Origin of the sequence: Salmonella sp. 32070601201500089SM (genome assembly GCF_017573605.1) — a bacterium.
Classification (GTDB): Bacteria; Pseudomonadota; Gammaproteobacteria; order Enterobacterales; family Enterobacteriaceae; genus Salmonella; species Salmonella enterica.
In genome coordinates this window covers 191,854-210,262 of sequence record NZ_JAGETK010000004.1, presented here as the reverse complement: position 1 = coordinate 210,262, position 18,409 = coordinate 191,854, and the positions used below count along the sequence as shown (strand labels likewise).

The following is an 18,409-nucleotide window of genomic DNA, read 5'->3' as shown; positions in this document are numbered from 1 at the left end:
TATGCCGCTTATTTGCCTAACGGGCGCGGGCGGCCAATCAGATATCCCTGCAAACTGTGTACGCCAAGCTGCAATAGCAGATCGCGCTGCGCAGGCGTTTCAACAAACTCAGCCACGACGCTCAACGATTTCGCTTTCGCTAAATCAGTGATGGATTTCACAATCATCGCATCCAGGGAGTCCGTCAGAATATCTTTTACAAAACAACCGTCGATTTTAATGATGTCCGCCTTGAGGCGTTTTAGCCGTTCATAGTTTGCATAACCGGTGCCGAAATCATCAATGGCGATTTTTAGGCCGAACTTACGCAGTTGATTGATATTGTGCATACTGATTTCGGAATGAGAGAAGGCCTGTTCTTCAGTAATTTCGATGATGACCGAAGCAGGCGGGACGCCATAGCGTTTAAAAAGCTGCATAATGCGCGACGCCGTCTCTTTTTGCAGCAGCGTCAACGGCATCAAATTAACCGAAAAACGTGCCCCCTGTTCCGCTGAAGGATGCGCGGACAGCCATTGCAGGAGCGCTTCCATCACCTGCATATCAAACCGTATGCTCAGGTTAAACTGGGCGATAAGCGGAATGAACTGATTCGGCATCATGATACCGTCGTCGCACCGAAGCCGCGTCAGAATCTCGTCATACCCTTTTCCCTGCGCGTCGCGAATGGGTTGCGCATACAAAACCAGCGCGCCGCGCTCCAGCGCCTGACGGATTTTCTGCAACCGCAGCACCCGTTCCGTCGTCTGCCCGGAAGCGGCTTCAATACTCTGGGTCAGTGCAAGCACCCGACGGTGCGAACAGGATTGCTCCGCCAGCCAGCTTAATTGCCCCAACAGCGGTTGCAAGGTTTCCTGGCGACCATCGAATGTTCCCCACGATGCGCCGTATTCCATGTCCAGACCGGTATTGTTCCAGTAAATTTTGCGGTTATTAAGCACGTTGAGCATATATTGCAGGCGGGCTTCCGTCTCCGGTCCTGTCAGCACCAGCAATAATTCACTGCCCGGCAGATGGAAAATTTTCTCCTTTTCCAGCAGCAGCGGCTGCAACATGCGAAACACCTCGCGTTCGCAATGCACGCGCATCTGCATACCGTAATGACGGCTCAGAAATTCCAGGTTTTCCATGCGTAAATAACACACGCTTTGCCCGGCATCCTGTAAAAGAAACTGCTCCAGCGCACGCAGGTTAGGCAGTTGCGTCAACGGATCGGTCAATGCCTGCGAGTGCCATTGTCGATTCAACCATTCGCTACGCTGATTAATCCGCGCCATGTACAACAAACAAATACTAAAAGAAATGAGAACTGAAAGGATAAATGCCAGCGAATATTCTGAACCCACGCCCTGCAGAAAATTGCGGTTATAGCTAAGCAGGAATAGCGCAGTGAGAGCCCAACTAAAATTCAACAGCGGATAGCTGATTTTCCCCACGCCGATGGTAAATCCAATGAACAGAACTGGCACCAGATAGCCAGCAATATACTTTGTCTCGAAAGGCGTACACAGCACCGCTAATAGCGTCGCCAGAGTGGCAAACCAGAGAAGCGTAAACAGGCGTTTTTCTTTGGCGAGATAAGGAGCGACATCCCTCCGCCAGAAAATACGCATATAGTGCGGGCTGACTATCATCCGCAGCGGATAATAGAAAAAGAGGGTAAAAATAAGCGCGGCAGAAATCAGACTCAATAAATCGACAATCGAGAAAATAGCGGTGCCGGTGCCAAAGAAGGTAGAGATGGTCACCGGGAAAGCCAGGTAGTGCCCCGCCAGATGCATACTGATTTTTATGCCAAACGGCGTCATTAACCCTAACCAGAAAACGCGTAGCCAGATGCCTTGGTTGGGTATTCCGTAGCGCCAGCGCGCGCCCAACTGCCAGCGTACGATAGCGCAAACCAGCAACACGGGAAACGTCTGGCAAAATAGCAACACCATCGCCTGTGGCAGAGGTAAATGAAAATTCCATTCATTAGTCAACATCATTCCGCCTACCATCGGCGCGACGCCACGGCGGCCAAATAAAAACAGCACGGAAAACATGACGCAGAGCGGTAGCCAGGCCAGAAAGATATAGCTGGAATCAATTGTGGCGCGGGGAGAAATGAGACGAGATAACAGAATAGCCGGAACGGTCAGGCAGAAGGCCAGTAAGAATATTTTTATATTTTTTAATACGTTACACTTATCCGGCATTGCTTTAATGCTCACATCATTATATAAGGCGCATGAATAATAAGTATATTCGCATTATGAAGCAATCTAACAAAAGCTCATATTGACCGCAAAAGCAGCGGCAAACAAACGCACCTGAAGAGCAGATCAGAGGCCATAAATTTTGTGTCAAAAAGCAAAAACCCCCGCTTTTCAGCGAGGGTTTGAATGTTGGTGGAGCTAAGCGGGATCGAACCGCTGACCTCTTGCATGCCATGCAAGCGCTCTCCCAGCTGAGCTATAGCCCCATAGTGCTTTTACGTATACGCCAAATTTATCGGGAGTAAATTTGGTGGAGCTAAGCGGGATCGAACCGCTGACCTCTTGCATGCCATGCAAGCGCTCTCCCAGCTGAGCTATAGCCCCACTACGTAAAGCTTGTCGAGTTGACGGGCGGCATCATATGAATTCCCTCGGCATGTGTCAACGGCAAAATGAACTTGCCGAATTCAATCGCTGAAAAAGCATTCAAATAAAGGACATTGCGGCACAACTCGCATTCAGTAGTTAAACACGTCACGGTTTCGACTAAAATGGTGCTATAAAATGAACCACTAATTAACCCCACGACTATTCAGGGAATCGTTATGTTCAAGGAACGGATGACGCCAGAAGAACTCGCTAATCTCACCGGTTACAGCCGACAAACCATCAATAAATGGGTACGGAAAGAAGGCTGGGCAACATCGCCCAAACCTGGCGTCCAGGGCGGTAAAGCCCGTCTGGTTCATGTAAACGAACAGGTTCGTGAATATATCCGCAGCGCTGAACGTTCAGTTGACCATCACGCAGACACATTTACGCCTGCCAGCAACGCATCGCTTGAAGCGCTGCTCATGACGCTTGCCAAAGAGATGACCTCATCCGAGCAGAAACAGTTTACCTCTCTCCTCGTGCGTGAAGGGATTACCGGTTTGTTACAACGCTTAGGGATACGCGATAGCAAATAATATGAAAAGATTACGCAGTAAAATGACCACTGAAGAGCTGGCTGAATGCCTCGGCGTGGCCAGACAAACCGTCAATCGCTGGATCAGAGAACAACACTGGAAAACCGAAAAATTTCCCGGCGTCAAAGGCGGACGCGCAAGACTCATCCATATTGATGCCAGCGTGCGGGAGTTTATTCTCAATATTCCGGCTTTTCGCAAACTGCCTGCGTTTTATCAGGCGGAAGAGGCTTTCGCAGAATATGCGAACGCGGCGCACAGTCACGCTTATCGACAAATTATTGATGCCGTTGAAAATATGTCTGCTCAGGAACAGGAAAAACTGGCGCTGTTTTTATCGCGGGAAGGTATTCGCGGATTTCTGACGCGTTTAGGTATCAATGAGGCGGACTAACAAAGAATAAACGGCAGGCGTCTGCCCTGCCGTTTATTCTGTTTCAGCTGGCGTTACTGCTGACTTTCACGCTCGGCGATAAAGCCCAGCGCTTTGTTGATACGCTCAATGCTGCGGGTTTTACCAATCGCATGTACGGTGACATCCAGCGCAGGCGACTGCCCGGCAGCGGTCACAGCCACACGCAGCGGCATCCCTACTTTACCCATCCCCACTTCCAGCTCATCCGCCGTTGCCTGAATCGCGTGGTGGACGTTTTCTGCTGACCAGTCCGTAATCGCCGACAGCTTGTCGCGCACCACTTCCAGCGGCTGACGCGCCACCGGGCGGAGGTGTTTTTTCGCCGCATCGGCGTCAAACTCACTGAAGTCTTCATAGAAGTAGCGGCAGCTCTGCGCCATCTCTTTCAGAGTTTTGCAGCGCTCACCCAGCAACTTCACCAGTTCAGCAAGCTGCGGGCCGTTACGGGTGTCGATATTTTCCTGCTCGATATGCCACTGCAAATGCGTCGCCACATATTCCGGCGCCAGCGTATTGATATAGTGGTGGTTCAGCCACAGCAGTTTATCGGTGTTGAACGCGCTCGCAGACTTGCTCACCGCACCGAGGGAGAACAGCTTGATCATCTCTTCGCGGGTGAAGATTTCCTGATCGCCGCTGGACCAGCCCAGACGCACCAGATAGTTCAGCAACGCTTCCGGCAGATAACCGTCATCGCGATACTGCATCACGCTCACCGCACCGTGGCGTTTAGACAGCTTTTTACCGTCGTCGCCGTTAATCATCGACACATGCGCGTACATCGGCACCGGCGCGTTTAACGCTTTCAGAATGTTAATCTGGCGCGGAGTATTGTTGATATGGTCTTCGCCACGAATCACATGGGTAATTTCCATATCCCAGTCGTCCACCACCACACAGAAGTTGTAGGTTGGGGAACCGTCGGTACGACGAATGATCAGATCGTCCAGCTCCTGATTGCTGAATTCGATCGGCCCACGGATCTGATCATCAAAAATAACGGAACCGTCCTGCGGGTTGGCAAAGCGCACCACGCATGGCTCATCGTCGGCATGATGTTCGTGACTGTGACGGCAACGCCCGTCATAACGCGGCTTCTCGCCTTTCGCCATCTGATCTTCACGCAGTTGCTCCAGACGCTCTTTAGAGCAGTAGCATTTATAGGCTGTTCCCGCCTCCAGCATCTCGTCAATCACCGCGTTATAGCGATCAAAACGTTTGGTCTGGAAATATGGGCCTTCGTCCCATTCCAGGTTCAGCCAGTTCATACCATCCATGATGGCTTCAATGGCTTCCGGCGTGGAACGCTCAAGATCGGTGTCTTCAATACGCAGCACGAACTCACCGCCGTGGTGACGTGCGAAAAGCCAGGAATAAAGAGCAGTACGCGCGCCGCCGACGTGCAGATAACCTGTCGGGCTAGGCGCGAAGCGAGTTTTGATTTTCATGAAATGGCCTTACGTTTATAAAGATGCCGACAACCGGCAAATCCTGGAAAGATGAATAGCCTTGTATTCTATCACTGTGGCTTGATTCCTCAATGTTGATCCGGTCAGAACGCTGCGCTTTGCTATTTCCGTATAGAAATCATGCAGTGCGGGGTAATTCACGATCGTTTTGTTTAATTTTACGACGAACAAACAAAAACTTTAGAAAATGCGTTGACTCATTTTCAACTCTCCCTATAATGCGACTCCACACAGCGGGGGTGATTAGCTCAGCTGGGAGAGCACCTCCCTTACAAGGAGGGGGTCGGCGGTTCGATCCCGTCATCACCCACCAACTACTTTATGTAGTCTCCGCCGTGTAGATAAGAAATTGAGAAGTGGGTGATTAGCTCAGCTGGGAGAGCACCTCCCTTACAAGGAGGGGGTCGGCGGTTCGATCCCGTCATCACCCACCACTTTCTCGCCAGCTAAATTTCTTATTGTGAAGTACCGAAGTGGGTGATTAGCTCAGCTGGGAGAGCACCTCCCTTACAAGGAGGGGGTCGGCGGTTCGATCCCGTCATCACCCACCACTTCGGGTCGTTAGCTCAGTTGGTAGAGCAGTTGACTTTTAATCAATTGGTCGCAGGTTCGAATCCTGCACGACCCACCAATGTAAAAAAGCGCCCTAAAGGCGCTTTTTTGCTATCTGCGATATGTTCGGGTCTTGCCTGATGCGCTGCGCTTATCAGGCCTACAGACGACACCGCACACGTAGGCCGGATAAGACGTTAATCGCCATCCGGCACAGACGACACCGCACGCGTAGGCCGGATAAGACGTTAGTCGCCATCCGGCACAGACAGCACCGCACACGTAGGCCGGATAAGACGTTAGTCGCCATCCGGCACAGACATCATACCGTCAACGCCGCCACCAGTTTCTCCAGCGCTGGCGTTGCCTGCTGCTGGTCATACACAATATACAAATCCGCCGGAATACGTTCCTCTAACGGACGAAACACCACACCCGGCCAGCTCATTTGCGCATAGCCATCAGCCATCAACGTAATCCCAATCCCCATACTGATCATCGCCAACACCGTTTGCGGCTCAACCACTTCCCGAATAATCATTGGCGAAAAGCCTGCCTGTTGGCATACACGTTGTAAAAATTCCCAATCAGAATGTACGGAAGGCAACGTAACAAAATATTCATTGCGCAACGCCGCCAGCGGCACAGAATCTCTGGATGCCAGATCGTGATCTTCCGGAACTGCAACCATGAATGCAGATTCATGCAAACGTATGCTGGTAAAACCGACTGCCGGTTCGATAGCCATACGCCAGATCCCTGCATCAAGTTCCCGACGCTCTAACAACGCCATTTGCATACCGGGAGACTTTTCGCGAAAAAGTACTTCAACATTGGGATTTGCTTCCAAAAAGTGACGCATCGCAGGACGCATTCTTCCCCACAGCGCCGTACCAACCACACCCAATTCAATGCGCCCCGCTTCACCGCGACCAATCTGCTCCACTCGCGCCAGCGCCTGATTTGCATTGGCTAACAAGCGACGTGACTCCTCCATTAAAACTTTCCCGGCATGGGTTAATGCAACGCTGCGGGAATGACGAATAAACAGCAATGTACCCAGTTGCTGTTCAAGTTCTTTGATATGGATACTCAAGGGAGGTTGTGACATATTTAACCGGGCAGCAGCCCGGCCAAAATGCAATTCTTCTGCAACAGCGAGGAAATAACGTAATAGCTTTAGATCAATACGATGGGCTCGTTCCATCACTATCGCACTCCAGGAATAAGGGATAACGTCTGGAATTTACCATATTACCTAGTAAAAAATAGATTTAACGACAAGATACCCAATATACATAAATACAATAGATAAAACCCCGGGTAAAACATTTGGTGCAGGAATAGGTATACGGCATAAAGTAAAAAATGCGCCAATACCAAATCCAATACCGGAGGAGAGAATAATTTCTTTCATACTGTGTCCTTGTTCATAAAAATGGACTGGCGAACATCCTCTCGCCAGTCAAATAAAATTAATGTGCTAATGATTTGGTCGACAGTTTTTCTGGATGGTGCTGATATTTAAAGAACAATGCAAAAATAACGGCCAATGCCAGAGCGTAGGCGGCAAAGACCAGCCAGATGGTTTGCCAATCTTTTACGCCATCAATAGAAAAATAATCCACGGCCATACCGCTTAAAAGAGACCCAATCCACGCCCCCACGCCGTTAACCATGGTCATAAACAACCCCTGCGCGCTGGCGCGAATACTTGAGTCCACCTCCTGCTCTACAAATACTGACCCTGAGATGTTGAAGAAATCAAATGCGCAGCCATAAACAATCATCGACAGCAGCAGTAGCACAAAGCCAAACGGGGATGGATCGCCAAAGGCAAAGAAGCCGAAACGCAGCGTCCACGCCAGCATACTCATCAGCATTACCGTTTTAATACCAAAGCGTTTAAGGAAGAACGGAATGGTGAGGATAAAGCCCACTTCCGCCATCTGCGAAACTGAAAGCAAGATAGAGGGATACTTCACCACAAAGCTGTCGGCAAACTCAGGATTACGGGCAAAATCATGCAGGAACGGATTACCGAAGACATTGGTAATTTGCAGCACCGCCCCCAACATCATCGCAAACAAAAAGAAGATTGCCATGCGTGGATTTTTAAACAGAACAAAAGCATCCAGTCCGAGCTTACTGGCAAGCGTGGTGTTCGCCTTCTTCTCGGCTACCGGAATTTTCGGTAACGTCAGCGCATACAGGGCCAGCAATAACGATGCGCCAGAAGCGATGTATAATTGCGCACTGCTCAGTTCCAGCCCCATCAGGCTCACCGTCCACATCGCAACAATAAAACCTATTGTGCCGAAAACGCGCACAGGCGGAAATGACGTTACCGGATCCTGACCTGCTTTCGCCAGACAGGAGTACGAAACGCTATTGGATAATGCAATCGTTGGCATATACGCCATCGCATTAACCAACATCACCCAGAACATCGTCTGGGGATCGGTAACGGTGGTGGCGTATAATAACGCCCCCGCGCAAACCAGATGGCAAAGCATATAGGCTCGCTCAGCGCGCAGCCATTTATCAGCAATGATCCCCATAATGCCCGGCATGATAATCGCTGCCAGTCCTTTTGAGCTGTAGACCATACCGACATTCGCGCCGGTAAAATCCAGAGTGTTGATCATGTAAGAGCCCAGGGTAACCAGCCAGCTCCCCCAGATAAAATATTGCAAGAACGACATGACTTTTAAGCGGGACGTAATACCCATTTTTTATTCCTTGCCGTGAGATAAAGCCCCAATACGGGGCCGTAGTCATTGTGTTTAGGCCAGCTTACGTAAAAAGCCGCAAATCAGATTGATAAAGTTCTGCCGGGAAAGTTCAGCCGCCGCCAGCGTTTGCGCATGGGAGAGTTTTACATCGCCCAGCCCTTCCGCCAGATTGGTGATCGCTGAGACGGCAACAACTTTGAGGCCACAATGACGTGCGCTAATCACCTCAGGGACAACGGACATTCCGACCACATCGCCGCCAATAATCTGCATCATGCGGATTTCTGCCGCCGTTTCGAAGTTCGGACCCGGGTAAGAAACAAATACGCCTTCAGTGAGGGGGAATCCCTCCTCTGCCGCAACGGACTGAAGCATGGCGCGATAATCTGCGTCATAAGCATTAGCCAGCGAGAAGAAGCGATCGCCATAACGATCATCGTTTGGCCCCACCATCGGCGTACCGGGCATCGTATTAATGTGATCGCTAAGCGCAACCAGGCTACCCGGCCCCACTTCCGGACGCAGAGATCCTGCCGCATTGGTGCAGAACAACACTTCACAGCCCAGTAATTTCAACGTGCGAATGGCATCGGTCATCACCGCCATTCCACGCCCTTCATAAAAATGTCCGCGGCCTTTCATACAGGCCACCGGAACACCCGCCAGATGGCCGAGCACCAGTTCACCAGCATGGCCGTGTACGGTGCTGACGGGAAATCCCGGCAATTTCTCGTAAGAAATGGCTACCGCATCTTCGATTTGATCCGCCAGAGCACCCAACCCGGAGCCTAAAATAAACGCGACTCGCGGGGGAAATGCCGGTTTATGTGCATGAATAATATCAATACAATACTCAGGATTATGAGAAAAAAGAGCGTGAGGCATAAGTTTCCTTGTTCTATCGGATTTAATTTGACTCCTTTTTATAACGACCATCGCCCCTTGCTGACCAATACACTTTTCACGTGTCATCAATAGCCATTTAATATCGATAGATTTAGATCGCTTCTGTATTAATACAGAGGGAAAACAGTATTGGTTTTTGCTTGCAATTCATATTAACAATATGCCGCTTTCATATTTATAAATTGCCTCTTTTTAATTAACCCATTAATAATTATCGGCATAGGGAAATATGCTATGAAAAAAATTCTTACTCTGACGCTTTCTTCTTTACTCATTATTCCCGCACTCACCCATGCGGAATTTAAAGGCGGGTTCGCCGATATCGGCCTCCATTACCTCGACTGGACATCAGACACCACGGAAAAAACCAGTAAAAAATCCCATAAAGATGATTTTGGGTACCTGGAACTGGAAGGCGGAGCGAATTTTAGCTGGGGAGAAATGTACGGGTTCTTCGACTGGGAAAATTTTTACAATGGCCGCCACGCTAAACCAGGCAGCGAACAGCGTTACACCTTTAAAAATACCAACCGTATTTATCTGGGCGATACAGGATTAAACCTCTATCTCCATGCCTACGGGACGTACGGTTCACCTCATCGCGCTAATTTCCATGATGACATGTTTCTCTATGGTTTAGGCTATAACTTCACAGGTAACGGTTACTGGTTTAAACCCTTCTTTGCCAAACGTTATACCGATCAGACCTACTACACAGGCGATAATGGTTATGTATTAGGTTGGGTGGCTGGCTATAGCTTCTCGTTGGGTAGTGAGAAATTCAGCGTAACGAACTGGAATGAGTATGAGTTTGACCGCGATGCGTCCTACGCTGCGGGCAATGGCGGGAAAGATGGCATTAATGGCGCAGTAGCGCTGTGGTGGAATGCGACTCCTCACCTGACCGCAGGAGTACAATATCGTTACGCTGATAATAAGTTAGGAGAATCCTTCCTGCAGGATGGCATTATTTATTCCATCAAATACCTGTTTTAACACACTGCCCTGTCAAAAATGGCAGGGCAAGACCGCACCTCACACACGGACAGATAGATATTTATAGCTGATACAGCGGATCTTTCGCCCTCGCGGCGGTTAATTCGCTGGCCTGGGTACGCACCACGTCCCACAACGCCTGCGCCGCCGTGGAGAGCGATCGGTTTTTTCGTCGCGCCAGCATGAGCTGCCTTTCAACTACGGGCGTCAGCCGTTTAACCTGCAAGTGGCTGCCCTGCGGGAGCGGTAACGCCAGCGCGGGCAGCACGCTGATGCCGATTCCCGCTTCCACCATTGGAAACAGCGTGGCCGGGTGACCAATCTCCTGCACGATATCCGCCTCAATAGCAAAATGGGCCAGCGCCGCATCAATCAGCGGTCGACTGCCGGAAGCATAATCCTGTAAGACCAGCGAGGCCTGTTTAAGATCCTGCCAGCTCACCCATTCCTGATGCGCCAGCGGATGATCCTGGCGACACAACAGTAAAAAAGGCTCTGATAAGATGGCTTCACACTGTAAATCCACCGCTGCGCCGGGATCGATAACGATGCCAAAATCCACTTCACCCTGGCGGATGCTCTCCAGCACCCACTGCTGCGGACGATCGTGCAATACAAAATCAATAGCGGGATAAAGTGAATTACTTTGGGCAATGCATTGCGGAATAAGATGCGCAGAAATGGTTTGGCTCGCGGCAACGCGCACGGTGCCGGTTAATTGTGTCCCTACTCTGCCTGCATCGCGCAGTATGCTGTTCAGTTCATCAAGCACCCGCTCCAGACGCGTCGCCAGTTGTTGCCCCGCCTCGGTCAGCACCACCTCACGCGTGGTGCGATCCAGCAGTCTGACGCCGGTTTGCCGCTCCAGCTCTTTTACGCTATGACTGACCGCAGACTGGCTCAGTCCAATCCTGTCCCCTGCCCGACTGAAACTTTTGGCCTGGGCGACGGTAATAAAAATACGCAGTTGACGCAGTGAATAGTTCATCGACTAGATTCATATATAGATGCAATAAATCAATTTTATTTCTCAAAGCGAAAAACGCAAAATAGCTGCACCGACTTTCAGGAGTTTTTATGAAACTTTTTCGAATCCTTGACCCTTTCACGCTGACACTTATCACCGTGGTACTACTGGCCTCTTTTTTCCCGGCGGAAGGCAGCTTTGTGCCTGTCGTTGAAGGCATTACGACAGCGGCCATCGCTCTGCTGTTTTTTATGCATGGCGCGAAGCTTTCACGTGAAGCGATCATCGCTGGCGGCAGCCACTGGCGGTTGCATCTTTGGGTCATGTGCAGCACTTTTGTGCTCTTTCCTGTCCTCGGCGTACTGTTTGCCTGGTGGGCGCCTGTCAATGTCGACCCTATGCTCTACAGCGGCTTTCTGTATCTGTGCATTTTGCCCGCCACCGTGCAGTCGGCGATTGCATTTACTTCACTCGCGGGCGGTAACGTCGCGGCCGCGGTGTGCTCAGCGTCTGCGTCCAGTCTGCTGGGCATTTTCCTGTCGCCGCTGCTGGTCGGTCTGGTAATGAATATTCATGGCGCGCAGGGCAGTCTGGAAGAGGTGGGCAAAATTATGCTGCAACTGCTGCTGCCTTTTGTGCTGGGACACCTGTCTCGCCCGTGGATCGGCAACTGGGTCGCGCGCAACAAAAAGTGGATCGCGAAAACAGATCAGACCTCTATTTTGCTGGTGGTCTACTCGGCGTTCAGCGAAGCGGTGGTCAACGGCATCTGGCACAAAGTCGGCTGGGGATCGTTGCTGTTTATCGTCGTGGTCAGCCTCATACTGTTGGCGATCGTCATCGCCATTAACGTCTTTGTCGCCCGTAAATGCGGCTTCAATAAAGCCGACGAAATCACTATTGTTTTCTGCGGTTCGAAAAAAAGCCTGGCCAACGGGATCCCGATGGCCAATATTCTGTTTCCGACGTCAGTGCTGGGTATGATGGTATTACCGCTGATGATCTTCCACCAGATCCAACTGATGGTCTGTGCGGGGCTGGCACGGCGCTACAAACGCCAGACCGAGAAGTTACAGGCGCAGCAGGAAAGCCGCGCCGCGAAAGCTTAAAGCGGGCGTTTCAGGGGCTGCACCAGTTGCGTCAGCCCCTCGGTTTTAATCAGCAGCGTGATTTGCATCAACTCCCCCAGTTTACCCGCCGGAAACTGATCTTTACGGGCAAACCACAGCAAATACTCTTCCGGAAGGTCGATCAATCGACGTCCCTGATATTTGCCGAACGGCATCACGGTGTTGGCGATTTCAACCAGCTGCTCTTTTTCCATCTCAGGCACCCAGTAAGCGGATCATTTCCGCTTCATCAATCACGGTAATACCCAGTTCCTGCGCTTTGGCAAGTTTGGAACCCGCCGCTTCACCGGCAATCACCAGATCGGTTTTCTTCGATACGCTGCCTGCCACTTTCGCGCCCAGCGCCACTAAACGCGCTTTAGCGTCATCGCGAGACATCTGGCTCAGGCTACCGGTTAGTACCACGGTTTTACCGGCAAACGGGCCATCAATCTCTTGCACATTAATGACTACCGGCGCGGGCCAGTGAACCCCTTCCGCCAGTAGCTGCCCAATCACGTCACGATTACTCTCTTCGGCAAAAAAGTTAAAGACGTGCGTAGCGACCACAATCCCCACGTCAGGTACTTTCTGCAACTCGTCAATGGTGGCAGCCTGCAGCGCCTCCAGCGTGCCGAAATAAGCTGCCAGCCCCGCCGCCGTCGCTTCACCCACTTCACGGATGCCCAGCGCATAGAGAAAACGCGCAAAGGTCGTCGCTTTGGCTTTTTCCAGCGCGTTAACAACATTTTGCGCGGACTTTGGCCCCATTCGGTCCAGGCCGGTCAGTTTACCCGCCGTCAGACGGAACAGATCCGCTGGCGTATGGACATACTCCCTTTCCACCAGTTGGTCGATGATCTTATCGCCCATCCCGTCTACATCCATCGCCCGGCGCGACACAAAATGTTTCAGCGACTCTTTACGCTGCGCGCCGCAAATCAGCCCGCCGGTACAACGGGTAACGGCTTCGCCTTCAACGCGCTCTACGTCCGATCCGCACACCGGACAGTGCGTTGGAAACACAATCGGACGCGTCTCTTCAGGGCGTTCGGACAGAACCACGTTGACCACCTGAGGGATCACATCGCCTGCCCGACGGATAACCACCTTATCGCCAATACGCAAGCCAAGCCGTTCAATTTCATCGGCATTATGCAACGTGGCATTGCTGACCAGCACACCAGCCACCTGAACCGGTTCCAAACGCGCCACCGGCGTAATCGCCCCAGTGCGCCCGACCTGAAACTCAACATCGCGCACAAAAGTCATCTGCTCCTGAGCAGGAAATTTAAACGCCACCGCCCAGCGCGGCGCGCGGGCCACAAAGCCCAGCTGTTCCTGCAAAGCCAGCGAGTTGACCTTAATCACCACGCCGTCGATATCAAAACCGAGCGTGGGGCGATCTTTTTCGACGTTGTGATAAAAATCCAGTACCGCCTGGGGAGAATCGCACAGCGTCACGCGATCGCTGACCGGTAACCCCCACGCTTTAAATTGCAGCAAACGTCCCAGATGCGTATCCGGCAGCTCGCCGCCTTCCAGAATACCGACGCCGTAGCAGAAAAATGTTAGCGGTCGCTTCGCCGTAATACGCGGATCGAGCTGACGCAGCGAGCCCGCCGCCGCGTTACGCGGGTTAGCAAACACTTTGCCGCCAGTACGGCGCGCGTCTTCATTGATCTTTTCGAACCCGGCCTGCGGTAAAAATACCTCTCCGCGAACTTCAAGACGCGCCGGAATGTTATCGCCGTGCAGCTTTAACGGAATGGCGCGAATCGTGCGCACGTTTGAAGTGATATCTTCACCGGTGGTGCCGTCGCCACGCGTCGCAGCGCTCACCAGCACGCCGTTTTCATACAGAATGCTGACCGCCAGGCCATCCAGCTTTAGCTCGCAGCACCAGATGACATTTTCCGTGCTTTTTAGACGATCCTGCACTCGCTTGTTAAACGCCAGGAAGCTTTCTTCATCAAATACGTTATCGAGCGACAGCATCGGTACTTCATGGCGAATCTGGTTGAATGCCGTCAGCGGCGCCGCGCCAACGCGCTGCGTGGGCGAATCCGGCGTGATAAGGTCCGGACGTTGCGCCTCCAGCTCTCGCAGTTCCCGCATCAGGCGGTCATATTCGGCGTCGGGAATCTCGGGCGCATCCATCACATGATACAGATATTCATGATGGCGAAGCGTGGTTCGCAGTTCTGTCAGTTGTTGTTCGATTGGTTCCATATCACACCATCAATGATAAAAAACCCCCGACAGGCGGGGGTTACGTTAAAAATGTCACACCTGCGTTAACCTCAGGCGTTAGCGTCCATCACCTCGCGGATGCGGTCCTGATATTCGCGCAGTTTCTGCGGCGTCATCATCCGACGCTGGTCATCCAGCACGACGCCGCCGACCTCATCAGCGATATGCTGCGCGGATTGCAGCATCAGCTTGAAGTTCTGCAGCGCATCGCCGTAAGACGGTACCTGCATAAAGATAGTGACGCCAGGCGTAGTGAAGTCCGTCATTTCAGGATCGAACGTTCCCGGATTGACCATATTCGCGAGACTGAACAAGGCCGGGCCACTGCCGTCCGGGCTCAAATGACGATGGAAAATATTCATATCGCCAAATTTAAAGCCTGACTGCTGAATACTGTTCAGTAACACTTCACCATTAAGCTCGCTGCCATGATGGGCCGCGACGTTCATAATGATGACCGCCTCTTTACGCTGCGGTTTTTCCACAACCGGCGCTTCTTCCACTACCGGTTCCGCCTCAACCACAGGTTCCGCAGGCTGGAAGGTTTGCGCTGATGGCGGCGGCGCGGGCTGCGCAACAGGCTGCGGCGCTTGCGACGGCGGTGCAGGCTGCTGTTGCGGCGGCTGTACCGGCGGCGCAGATGGCTGAACCTGCTGAGGCTGCGGCGCAGGTTGGACCGGTTGCTGAACCGGCTGTTGCATCGGCGCTTGCGGCTGCGGCGGCGCCGCTGGACGCGGTTGCGCAGACGCATAAGGCGGCTGGTACTGGTGTTGCGGCGACTGACGAGGGGCATCATGCTCCTGCGACTGGCCGGGGGCATGATTTACGCGGTGAACACGAACTTCACCCACGCCTTCGTCTTCTTCGACATCGTCGTCATACGAGTCGTCGTCGCGTTTCGATTTCATGCGTTTTAGTGGACGATCGCGGAACATAGAAGATCGTTCTTTACGGCTGGTCCAGAAACCATGTACCAGTAAAGCGATTATGGCGATCGCGCCAACAATGATTAATATCAGACGCAAATCCTGCATCATTATATTCTCTGTTGTTCTAACACCTTGCCACCACGGCAAACATTTACTCACTAAGAGTATTTGCCGATTACGTCAAGTGCAAGTGTACTGTTGGCTTTCGCAGCATAAAGATGAAGGAAAATGTGCTTTTTGCTGTTTTTTCGAACATTTCCGAACTATCCACCGTCTGATAACCGGGTAAGATATCCCACGTTTACCCAGGGCTTTAAGAAAAAGGAGTATGTCCTGAATATGGTTTCATCATCCACAACCGTACCACGTAGCGGCGTCTATTATTTCTCGCAAGGATGGAAGTTAGTCACCCTACCGGGAATCCGCCGCTTTGTTATTTTACCTTTGCTGGTCAATATTGTGCTGATGGGCAGCGCATTTTGGTGGCTGTTTACCCAGCTTGACGCCTGGATACCTTCGTTGATGAGTCATGTGCCGGACTGGCTGCAATGGCTGAGCTATCTGCTGTGGCCGATTGCGGTTATCTCTGTTCTACTGGTCTTTGGCTATTTTTTCTCTACCCTCGCCAACTGGATCGCCGCGCCGTTTAACGGCCTTTTAGCCGAACAGCTTGAGGCGCGGTTAACCGGCGCCACGCCGCCAGATACCGGCATACTCGGCATCATGAAAGATGTACCGCGCATTATGAAACGTGAATGGCAAAAGCTGGCGTGGTATCTGCCGCGCGCTATTGTGCTGCTGGTTCTCTATTTTATTCCTGGCATTGGCCAAACCATCGCGCCGGTACTGTGGTTTTTGTTCAGCGCCTGGATGCTGGCGATCCAGTATTGCGACTACCCGTTTGATAACCACAAAGTGCCGTTTAAAACGATGCGCGCCGCGTTGCGCACGCAGAAGGTCGCGAATATGCAATTTGGCGCGCTCACCAGCCTCTTTACGATGATTCCGGTGCTTAACCTTTTCATTATGCCTGTCGCCGTCTGTGGCGCGACGGCAATGTGGGTTGATTGCTGGCGTGCTAAGCACGCGTTATGGAAATAACGTAAAAATGTATAAATAAGAGATGGCTTATGCTGTCTCTTATTCCATACTGATAACCATTATTTCCCATCAGCATATAGATATGCGAAATCCTTACTTCCCCATATCTGGCTGGAAGGTATGCTGGGAAGGTATCCCAATTTCATACAGTTAAGGACAGGCCATGAGTAAGATTTATGAAGATAACTCGCTGACTATCGGTCATACGCCGCTGGTTCGACTGAACCGTATCGGTAATGGACGCATTCTGGCGAAGGTGGAGTCGCGCAACCCGAGCTTCAGCGTCAAGTGCCGTATCGGCGCCAATATGATTTGGGATGCCGAAAAGCGTGGCGTACTGAAACCTGGCGTGGAACTGGTGGAGCCGACCAGCGGCAACACCGGTATTGCGCTGGCGTATGTCGCCGCCGCGCGCGGTTACAAACTCACCCTGACCATGCCGGAAACCATGAGCATTGAACGCCGCAAGCTACTCAAAGCATTAGGCGCGAATCTGGTGCTGACCGAAGGGGCGAAAGGGATGAAAGGCGCTATTCAGAAAGCCGAAGAAATTGTCGCCAGCGATCCGCAAAAATATCTCCTGCTCCAGCAGTTCAGCAACCCTGCCAACCCGGAAATCCATGAAAAAACCACCGGCCCGGAAATCTGGGAAGACACCGATGGTCAGGTGGATGTGTTTATCTCCGGCGTCGGCACTGGCGGTACGTTAACCGGCGTCACGCGTTATATCAAAGGGACGAAGGGTAAAACCGATCTTATCACCGTTGCGGTAGAACCCACTGACTCCCCGGTTATCGCCCAGGCGCTGGCTGGTGAAGAGATCAAACCGGGCCCGCATAAAATTCAGGGTATCGGCGCAGGCTTCATCCCGGGCAACCTGGATCTGAAACTGATTGATAAAGTGGTTGGCATCACCAATGAAGAAGCCATTTCTACCGCGCGCCGTCTGATGGAAGAGGAAGGTATTCTGGCAGGAATTTCTTCCGGCGCCGCGGTTGCTGCAGCGCTTAAGCTGCAGGAAGATGAAAGCTTTACCAATAAGAATATTGTGGTTATCCTACCCTCATCAGGTGAGCGTTATCTGAGCACCGCGTTGTTCGCCGATCTCTTTACTGAGAAAGAACTGCAACAGTGATGCCAGCATGTTAAAAACGCGTAAAAAAGCACCTTTTTGGGTGCTTTTTTGTGGCCTGCTTCAAACTTTCACCTCACCTGGCATTGATTCACCCTGCCGGAACTGGTATTTAACCAGACTAATTATTTTGATGCGCGAAATTAATCGTTACAGGAAAAGCGTTAGCTGAATCGATTTTATGATTTGGTTCAACTCTTCCTTTCGCGGCATAATGTTTAATGACGAGCGAAACGTCAGCGGCCATAAGTTGCCAGCAACGGATTGCGTAGAACACCTTTTGTGTCGCGTCCCGTTTACGCCGGCGCTAACAATACAGGCTAAAGTTGAGCCGCCAGGCTAGACTTTAGTTCCACAACACTAAACCTATAAGTTGGGGAAATACAATGTTCCAGCAAGAAGTTACCATTACCGCTCCGAACGGTCTGCACACCCGCCCTGCTGCTCAGTTTGTTAAAGAAGCAAAAGGCTTCACTTCTGAGATTACTGTGACTTCCAACGGCAAAAGCGCCAGCGCGAAAAGCCTGTTTAAACTGCAGACTCTGGGCCTGACTCAAGGCACCGTCGTCACCATCTCCGCAGAAGGTGAAGATGAGCAGAAAGCGGTTGAACATCTGGTCAAACTGATGGCGGAACTCGAGTAAGTTTTTTTCCGGGTTCTTTTAAAAATCAGTCACAA

Annotated in this window: 17 protein-coding genes and 6 tRNA genes; 11 read left to right on the top strand and 12 right to left on the bottom strand. The window is 51.6% G+C overall.

Going from position 1 to position 18,409, the window contains the following annotated elements; all coding sequences use genetic code 11:
* Positions 1-8 precede the first annotated feature (8 nt).
* The 3 genes from J4728_RS08990 to J4728_RS08980 form a co-directional block, all read right to left on the bottom strand.
* Positions 9-2,198, bottom strand: coding sequence for a sensor domain-containing phosphodiesterase (locus tag J4728_RS08990; protein ID WP_001112946.1), 2,190 nt, complete (start codon positions 2,196-2,198; stop codon positions 9-11).
* Between the two features lie 190 nt (positions 2,199-2,388).
* Positions 2,389-2,464, bottom strand: a tRNA-Ala gene (locus J4728_RS08985).
* A 42-nt stretch (positions 2,465-2,506) separates the two neighbouring features.
* Positions 2,507-2,582: transfer RNA gene (locus tag J4728_RS08980), tRNA-Ala, on the bottom strand.
* A 221-nt stretch (positions 2,583-2,803) separates the two neighbouring features.
* On the opposite strand from J4728_RS08980, the gene J4728_RS08975 reads away from it, so the two are divergent.
* Positions 2,804-3,166: a MerR family transcriptional regulator gene (locus J4728_RS08975; protein ID WP_000472034.1), complete on the top strand. Its 363-nt coding sequence runs from the start codon at positions 2,804-2,806 to the stop codon at positions 3,164-3,166.
* Between the two features lies 1 nt (position 3,167).
* Positions 3,168-3,560 carry a MerR family transcriptional regulator gene (locus J4728_RS08970; RefSeq protein ID WP_000826514.1) on the top strand — a complete coding sequence of 131 codons (393 nt, stop codon included), beginning with the start codon at positions 3,168-3,170 and terminating at the stop codon, positions 3,558-3,560.
* Between the two features lie 53 nt (positions 3,561-3,613).
* Here J4728_RS08970 and gltX read toward each other — a convergent pair whose 3' ends face one another.
* Positions 3,614-5,029, bottom strand: a complete 1,416-nt coding sequence (gene gltX / locus J4728_RS08965) for a glutamate--tRNA ligase (RefSeq protein WP_208211622.1) — start codon at positions 5,027-5,029, stop codon at positions 3,614-3,616.
* A gap of 258 nt (positions 5,030-5,287) precedes the next feature.
* Here gltX and J4728_RS08960 point away from each other — a divergent pair.
* The 4 genes from J4728_RS08960 (at position 5,288) to J4728_RS08945 (ending at position 5,681) form a co-directional block, all read left to right on the top strand.
* Positions 5,288-5,363: transfer RNA gene (locus J4728_RS08960), tRNA-Val, on the top strand.
* A gap of 45 nt (positions 5,364-5,408) precedes the next feature.
* Positions 5,409-5,484, top strand: a tRNA-Val gene (locus J4728_RS08955).
* A gap of 41 nt (positions 5,485-5,525) precedes the next feature.
* Positions 5,526-5,601: transfer RNA gene (locus J4728_RS08950), tRNA-Val, on the top strand.
* Positions 5,602-5,605: 4 nt separating this feature from the next.
* Positions 5,606-5,681 (top strand) — tRNA-Lys (locus tag J4728_RS08945).
* Positions 5,682-5,924: 243 nt separating this feature from the next.
* On the opposite strand, the gene J4728_RS08940 is transcribed toward J4728_RS08945, so the two are convergent.
* From J4728_RS08940 to xapA, 4 genes are read right to left on the bottom strand one after another with little or no spacing between them, the layout of a single operon-like run.
* The gene (locus J4728_RS08940) at positions 5,925-6,809 is read right to left on the bottom strand and encodes a LysR family transcriptional regulator (RefSeq protein ID WP_208211682.1); all 885 of its coding nucleotides are present in this window, start codon (positions 6,807-6,809) and stop codon (positions 5,925-5,927) included.
* 51 nt (positions 6,810-6,860) lie between these two features.
* Positions 6,861-7,019, bottom strand: a complete 159-nt coding sequence (locus J4728_RS08935) for a XapX domain-containing protein (protein ID WP_000658727.1) — start codon at positions 7,017-7,019, stop codon at positions 6,861-6,863.
* A gap of 58 nt (positions 7,020-7,077) precedes the next feature.
* Positions 7,078-8,334, bottom strand: a complete 1,257-nt coding sequence (locus tag J4728_RS08930) for a nucleoside permease (RefSeq protein ID WP_000513241.1) — start codon at positions 8,332-8,334, stop codon at positions 7,078-7,080.
* Positions 8,335-8,388: 54 nt separating this feature from the next.
* On the bottom strand, positions 8,389-9,222 hold the full coding sequence (xapA, locus tag J4728_RS08925) for a xanthosine phosphorylase (RefSeq protein ID WP_208211620.1): 834 nt from the start codon (positions 9,220-9,222) through the stop codon (positions 8,389-8,391).
* 255 nt (positions 9,223-9,477) lie between these two features.
* On the opposite strand from xapA, the gene J4728_RS08920 reads away from it, so the two are divergent.
* A complete protein-coding gene (locus tag J4728_RS08920) occupies positions 9,478-10,239 on the top strand; it encodes an outer membrane protein (RefSeq protein WP_000722926.1) in 762 nt (253 codons plus the stop codon).
* Between the two features lie 61 nt (positions 10,240-10,300).
* Here the strand turns inward: J4728_RS08920 and J4728_RS08915 are convergent, their stop codons facing one another.
* Positions 10,301-11,227 (bottom strand): LysR family transcriptional regulator, encoded by a 927-nt coding sequence (locus tag J4728_RS08915; RefSeq protein WP_001109831.1) that lies wholly within the window; start codon positions 11,225-11,227, stop codon positions 10,301-10,303.
* An 89-nt stretch (positions 11,228-11,316) separates the two neighbouring features.
* Here J4728_RS08915 and J4728_RS08910 point away from each other — a divergent pair, with 89 nt between their 5' ends.
* On the top strand, positions 11,317-12,315 hold the full coding sequence (locus J4728_RS08910) for a bile acid:sodium symporter family protein (RefSeq protein ID WP_000765580.1): 999 nt from the start codon (positions 11,317-11,319) through the stop codon (positions 12,313-12,315).
* Here the strand turns inward: J4728_RS08910 and J4728_RS08905 are convergent.
* The 3 genes from J4728_RS08905 to zipA form a co-directional block, all read right to left on the bottom strand.
* Positions 12,312-12,530, bottom strand: coding sequence for a DUF3820 family protein (locus tag J4728_RS08905; RefSeq protein ID WP_001519708.1), 219 nt, complete (start codon positions 12,528-12,530; stop codon positions 12,312-12,314). The genes J4728_RS08910 and J4728_RS08905 overlap by 4 nt on opposite strands.
* A gap of 1 nt (position 12,531) precedes the next feature.
* On the bottom strand, positions 12,532-14,547 hold the full coding sequence (ligA, locus tag J4728_RS08900) for an NAD-dependent DNA ligase LigA (protein WP_208211618.1): 2,016 nt from the start codon (positions 14,545-14,547) through the stop codon (positions 12,532-12,534).
* 71 nt (positions 14,548-14,618) lie between these two features.
* Positions 14,619-15,605 (bottom strand): cell division protein ZipA, encoded by a 987-nt coding sequence (gene zipA / locus J4728_RS08895; protein WP_000983126.1) that lies wholly within the window; start codon positions 15,603-15,605, stop codon positions 14,619-14,621.
* Between the two features lie 231 nt (positions 15,606-15,836).
* Here zipA and cysZ point away from each other — a divergent pair, with 231 nt between their 5' ends.
* The 3 genes from cysZ to ptsH all read left to right on the top strand — a co-directional run bounded on the left by cysZ (position 15,837) and on the right by ptsH (position 18,374).
* Complete coding sequence (gene cysZ / locus J4728_RS08890) at positions 15,837-16,598, top strand: sulfate transporter CysZ (protein ID WP_080205950.1); 762 nt, start codon at positions 15,837-15,839, stop codon at positions 16,596-16,598.
* A gap of 163 nt (positions 16,599-16,761) precedes the next feature.
* Positions 16,762-17,733 (top strand): cysteine synthase A, encoded by a 972-nt coding sequence (cysK, locus tag J4728_RS08885; protein ID WP_000036904.1) that lies wholly within the window; start codon positions 16,762-16,764, stop codon positions 17,731-17,733.
* Between the two features lie 383 nt (positions 17,734-18,116).
* On the top strand, positions 18,117-18,374 hold the full coding sequence (gene ptsH / locus J4728_RS08880) for a phosphocarrier protein Hpr (protein WP_000487600.1): 258 nt from the start codon (positions 18,117-18,119) through the stop codon (positions 18,372-18,374).
* The last annotated feature ends 35 nt before the right edge of the window (positions 18,375-18,409 follow it).

Excerpts from the sequence above, each read along its gene's own strand:
- xapA (WP_208211620.1), bottom strand. The coding sequence starts at position 9,222 with ATGCCTCACGCTCTTTTTTCTCATAATCCTGAGTATTGTATTGATATT.
- J4728_RS08905 (WP_001519708.1), bottom strand. The coding sequence starts at position 12,530 with ATGGAAAAAGAGCAGCTGGTTGAAATCGCCAACACCGTGATGCCGTTC.
- ligA (WP_208211618.1), bottom strand. The coding sequence starts at position 14,547 with ATGGAACCAATCGAACAACAACTGACAGAACTGCGAACCACGCTTCGC.
- ptsH (WP_000487600.1), top strand. The coding sequence starts at position 18,117 with ATGTTCCAGCAAGAAGTTACCATTACCGCTCCGAACGGTCTGCACACC.
- J4728_RS08935 (WP_000658727.1), bottom strand. The coding sequence starts at position 7,019 with ATGAAAGAAATTATTCTCTCCTCCGGTATTGGATTTGGTATTGGCGCA.
- cysK (WP_000036904.1), top strand. The coding sequence starts at position 16,762 with ATGAGTAAGATTTATGAAGATAACTCGCTGACTATCGGTCATACGCCG.
- J4728_RS08910 (WP_000765580.1), top strand. The coding sequence starts at position 11,317 with ATGAAACTTTTTCGAATCCTTGACCCTTTCACGCTGACACTTATCACC.
- gltX (WP_208211622.1), bottom strand. The coding sequence starts at position 5,029 with ATGAAAATCAAAACTCGCTTCGCGCCTAGCCCGACAGGTTATCTGCAC.
- J4728_RS08970 (WP_000826514.1), top strand. The coding sequence starts at position 3,168 with ATGAAAAGATTACGCAGTAAAATGACCACTGAAGAGCTGGCTGAATGC.
- cysZ (WP_080205950.1), top strand. The coding sequence starts at position 15,837 with ATGGTTTCATCATCCACAACCGTACCACGTAGCGGCGTCTATTATTTC.
- zipA (WP_000983126.1), bottom strand. The coding sequence starts at position 15,605 with ATGATGCAGGATTTGCGTCTGATATTAATCATTGTTGGCGCGATCGCC.
- J4728_RS08920 (WP_000722926.1), top strand. The coding sequence starts at position 9,478 with ATGAAAAAAATTCTTACTCTGACGCTTTCTTCTTTACTCATTATTCCC.
- J4728_RS08975 (WP_000472034.1), top strand. The coding sequence starts at position 2,804 with ATGTTCAAGGAACGGATGACGCCAGAAGAACTCGCTAATCTCACCGGT.
- J4728_RS08915 (WP_001109831.1), bottom strand. The coding sequence starts at position 11,227 with ATGAACTATTCACTGCGTCAACTGCGTATTTTTATTACCGTCGCCCAG.
- J4728_RS08940 (WP_208211682.1), bottom strand. The coding sequence starts at position 6,809 with ATGGAACGAGCCCATCGTATTGATCTAAAGCTATTACGTTATTTCCTC.
- J4728_RS08990 (WP_001112946.1), bottom strand. The coding sequence starts at position 2,198 with ATGCCGGATAAGTGTAACGTATTAAAAAATATAAAAATATTCTTACTG.
- J4728_RS08930 (WP_000513241.1), bottom strand. The coding sequence starts at position 8,334 with ATGGGTATTACGTCCCGCTTAAAAGTCATGTCGTTCTTGCAATATTTT.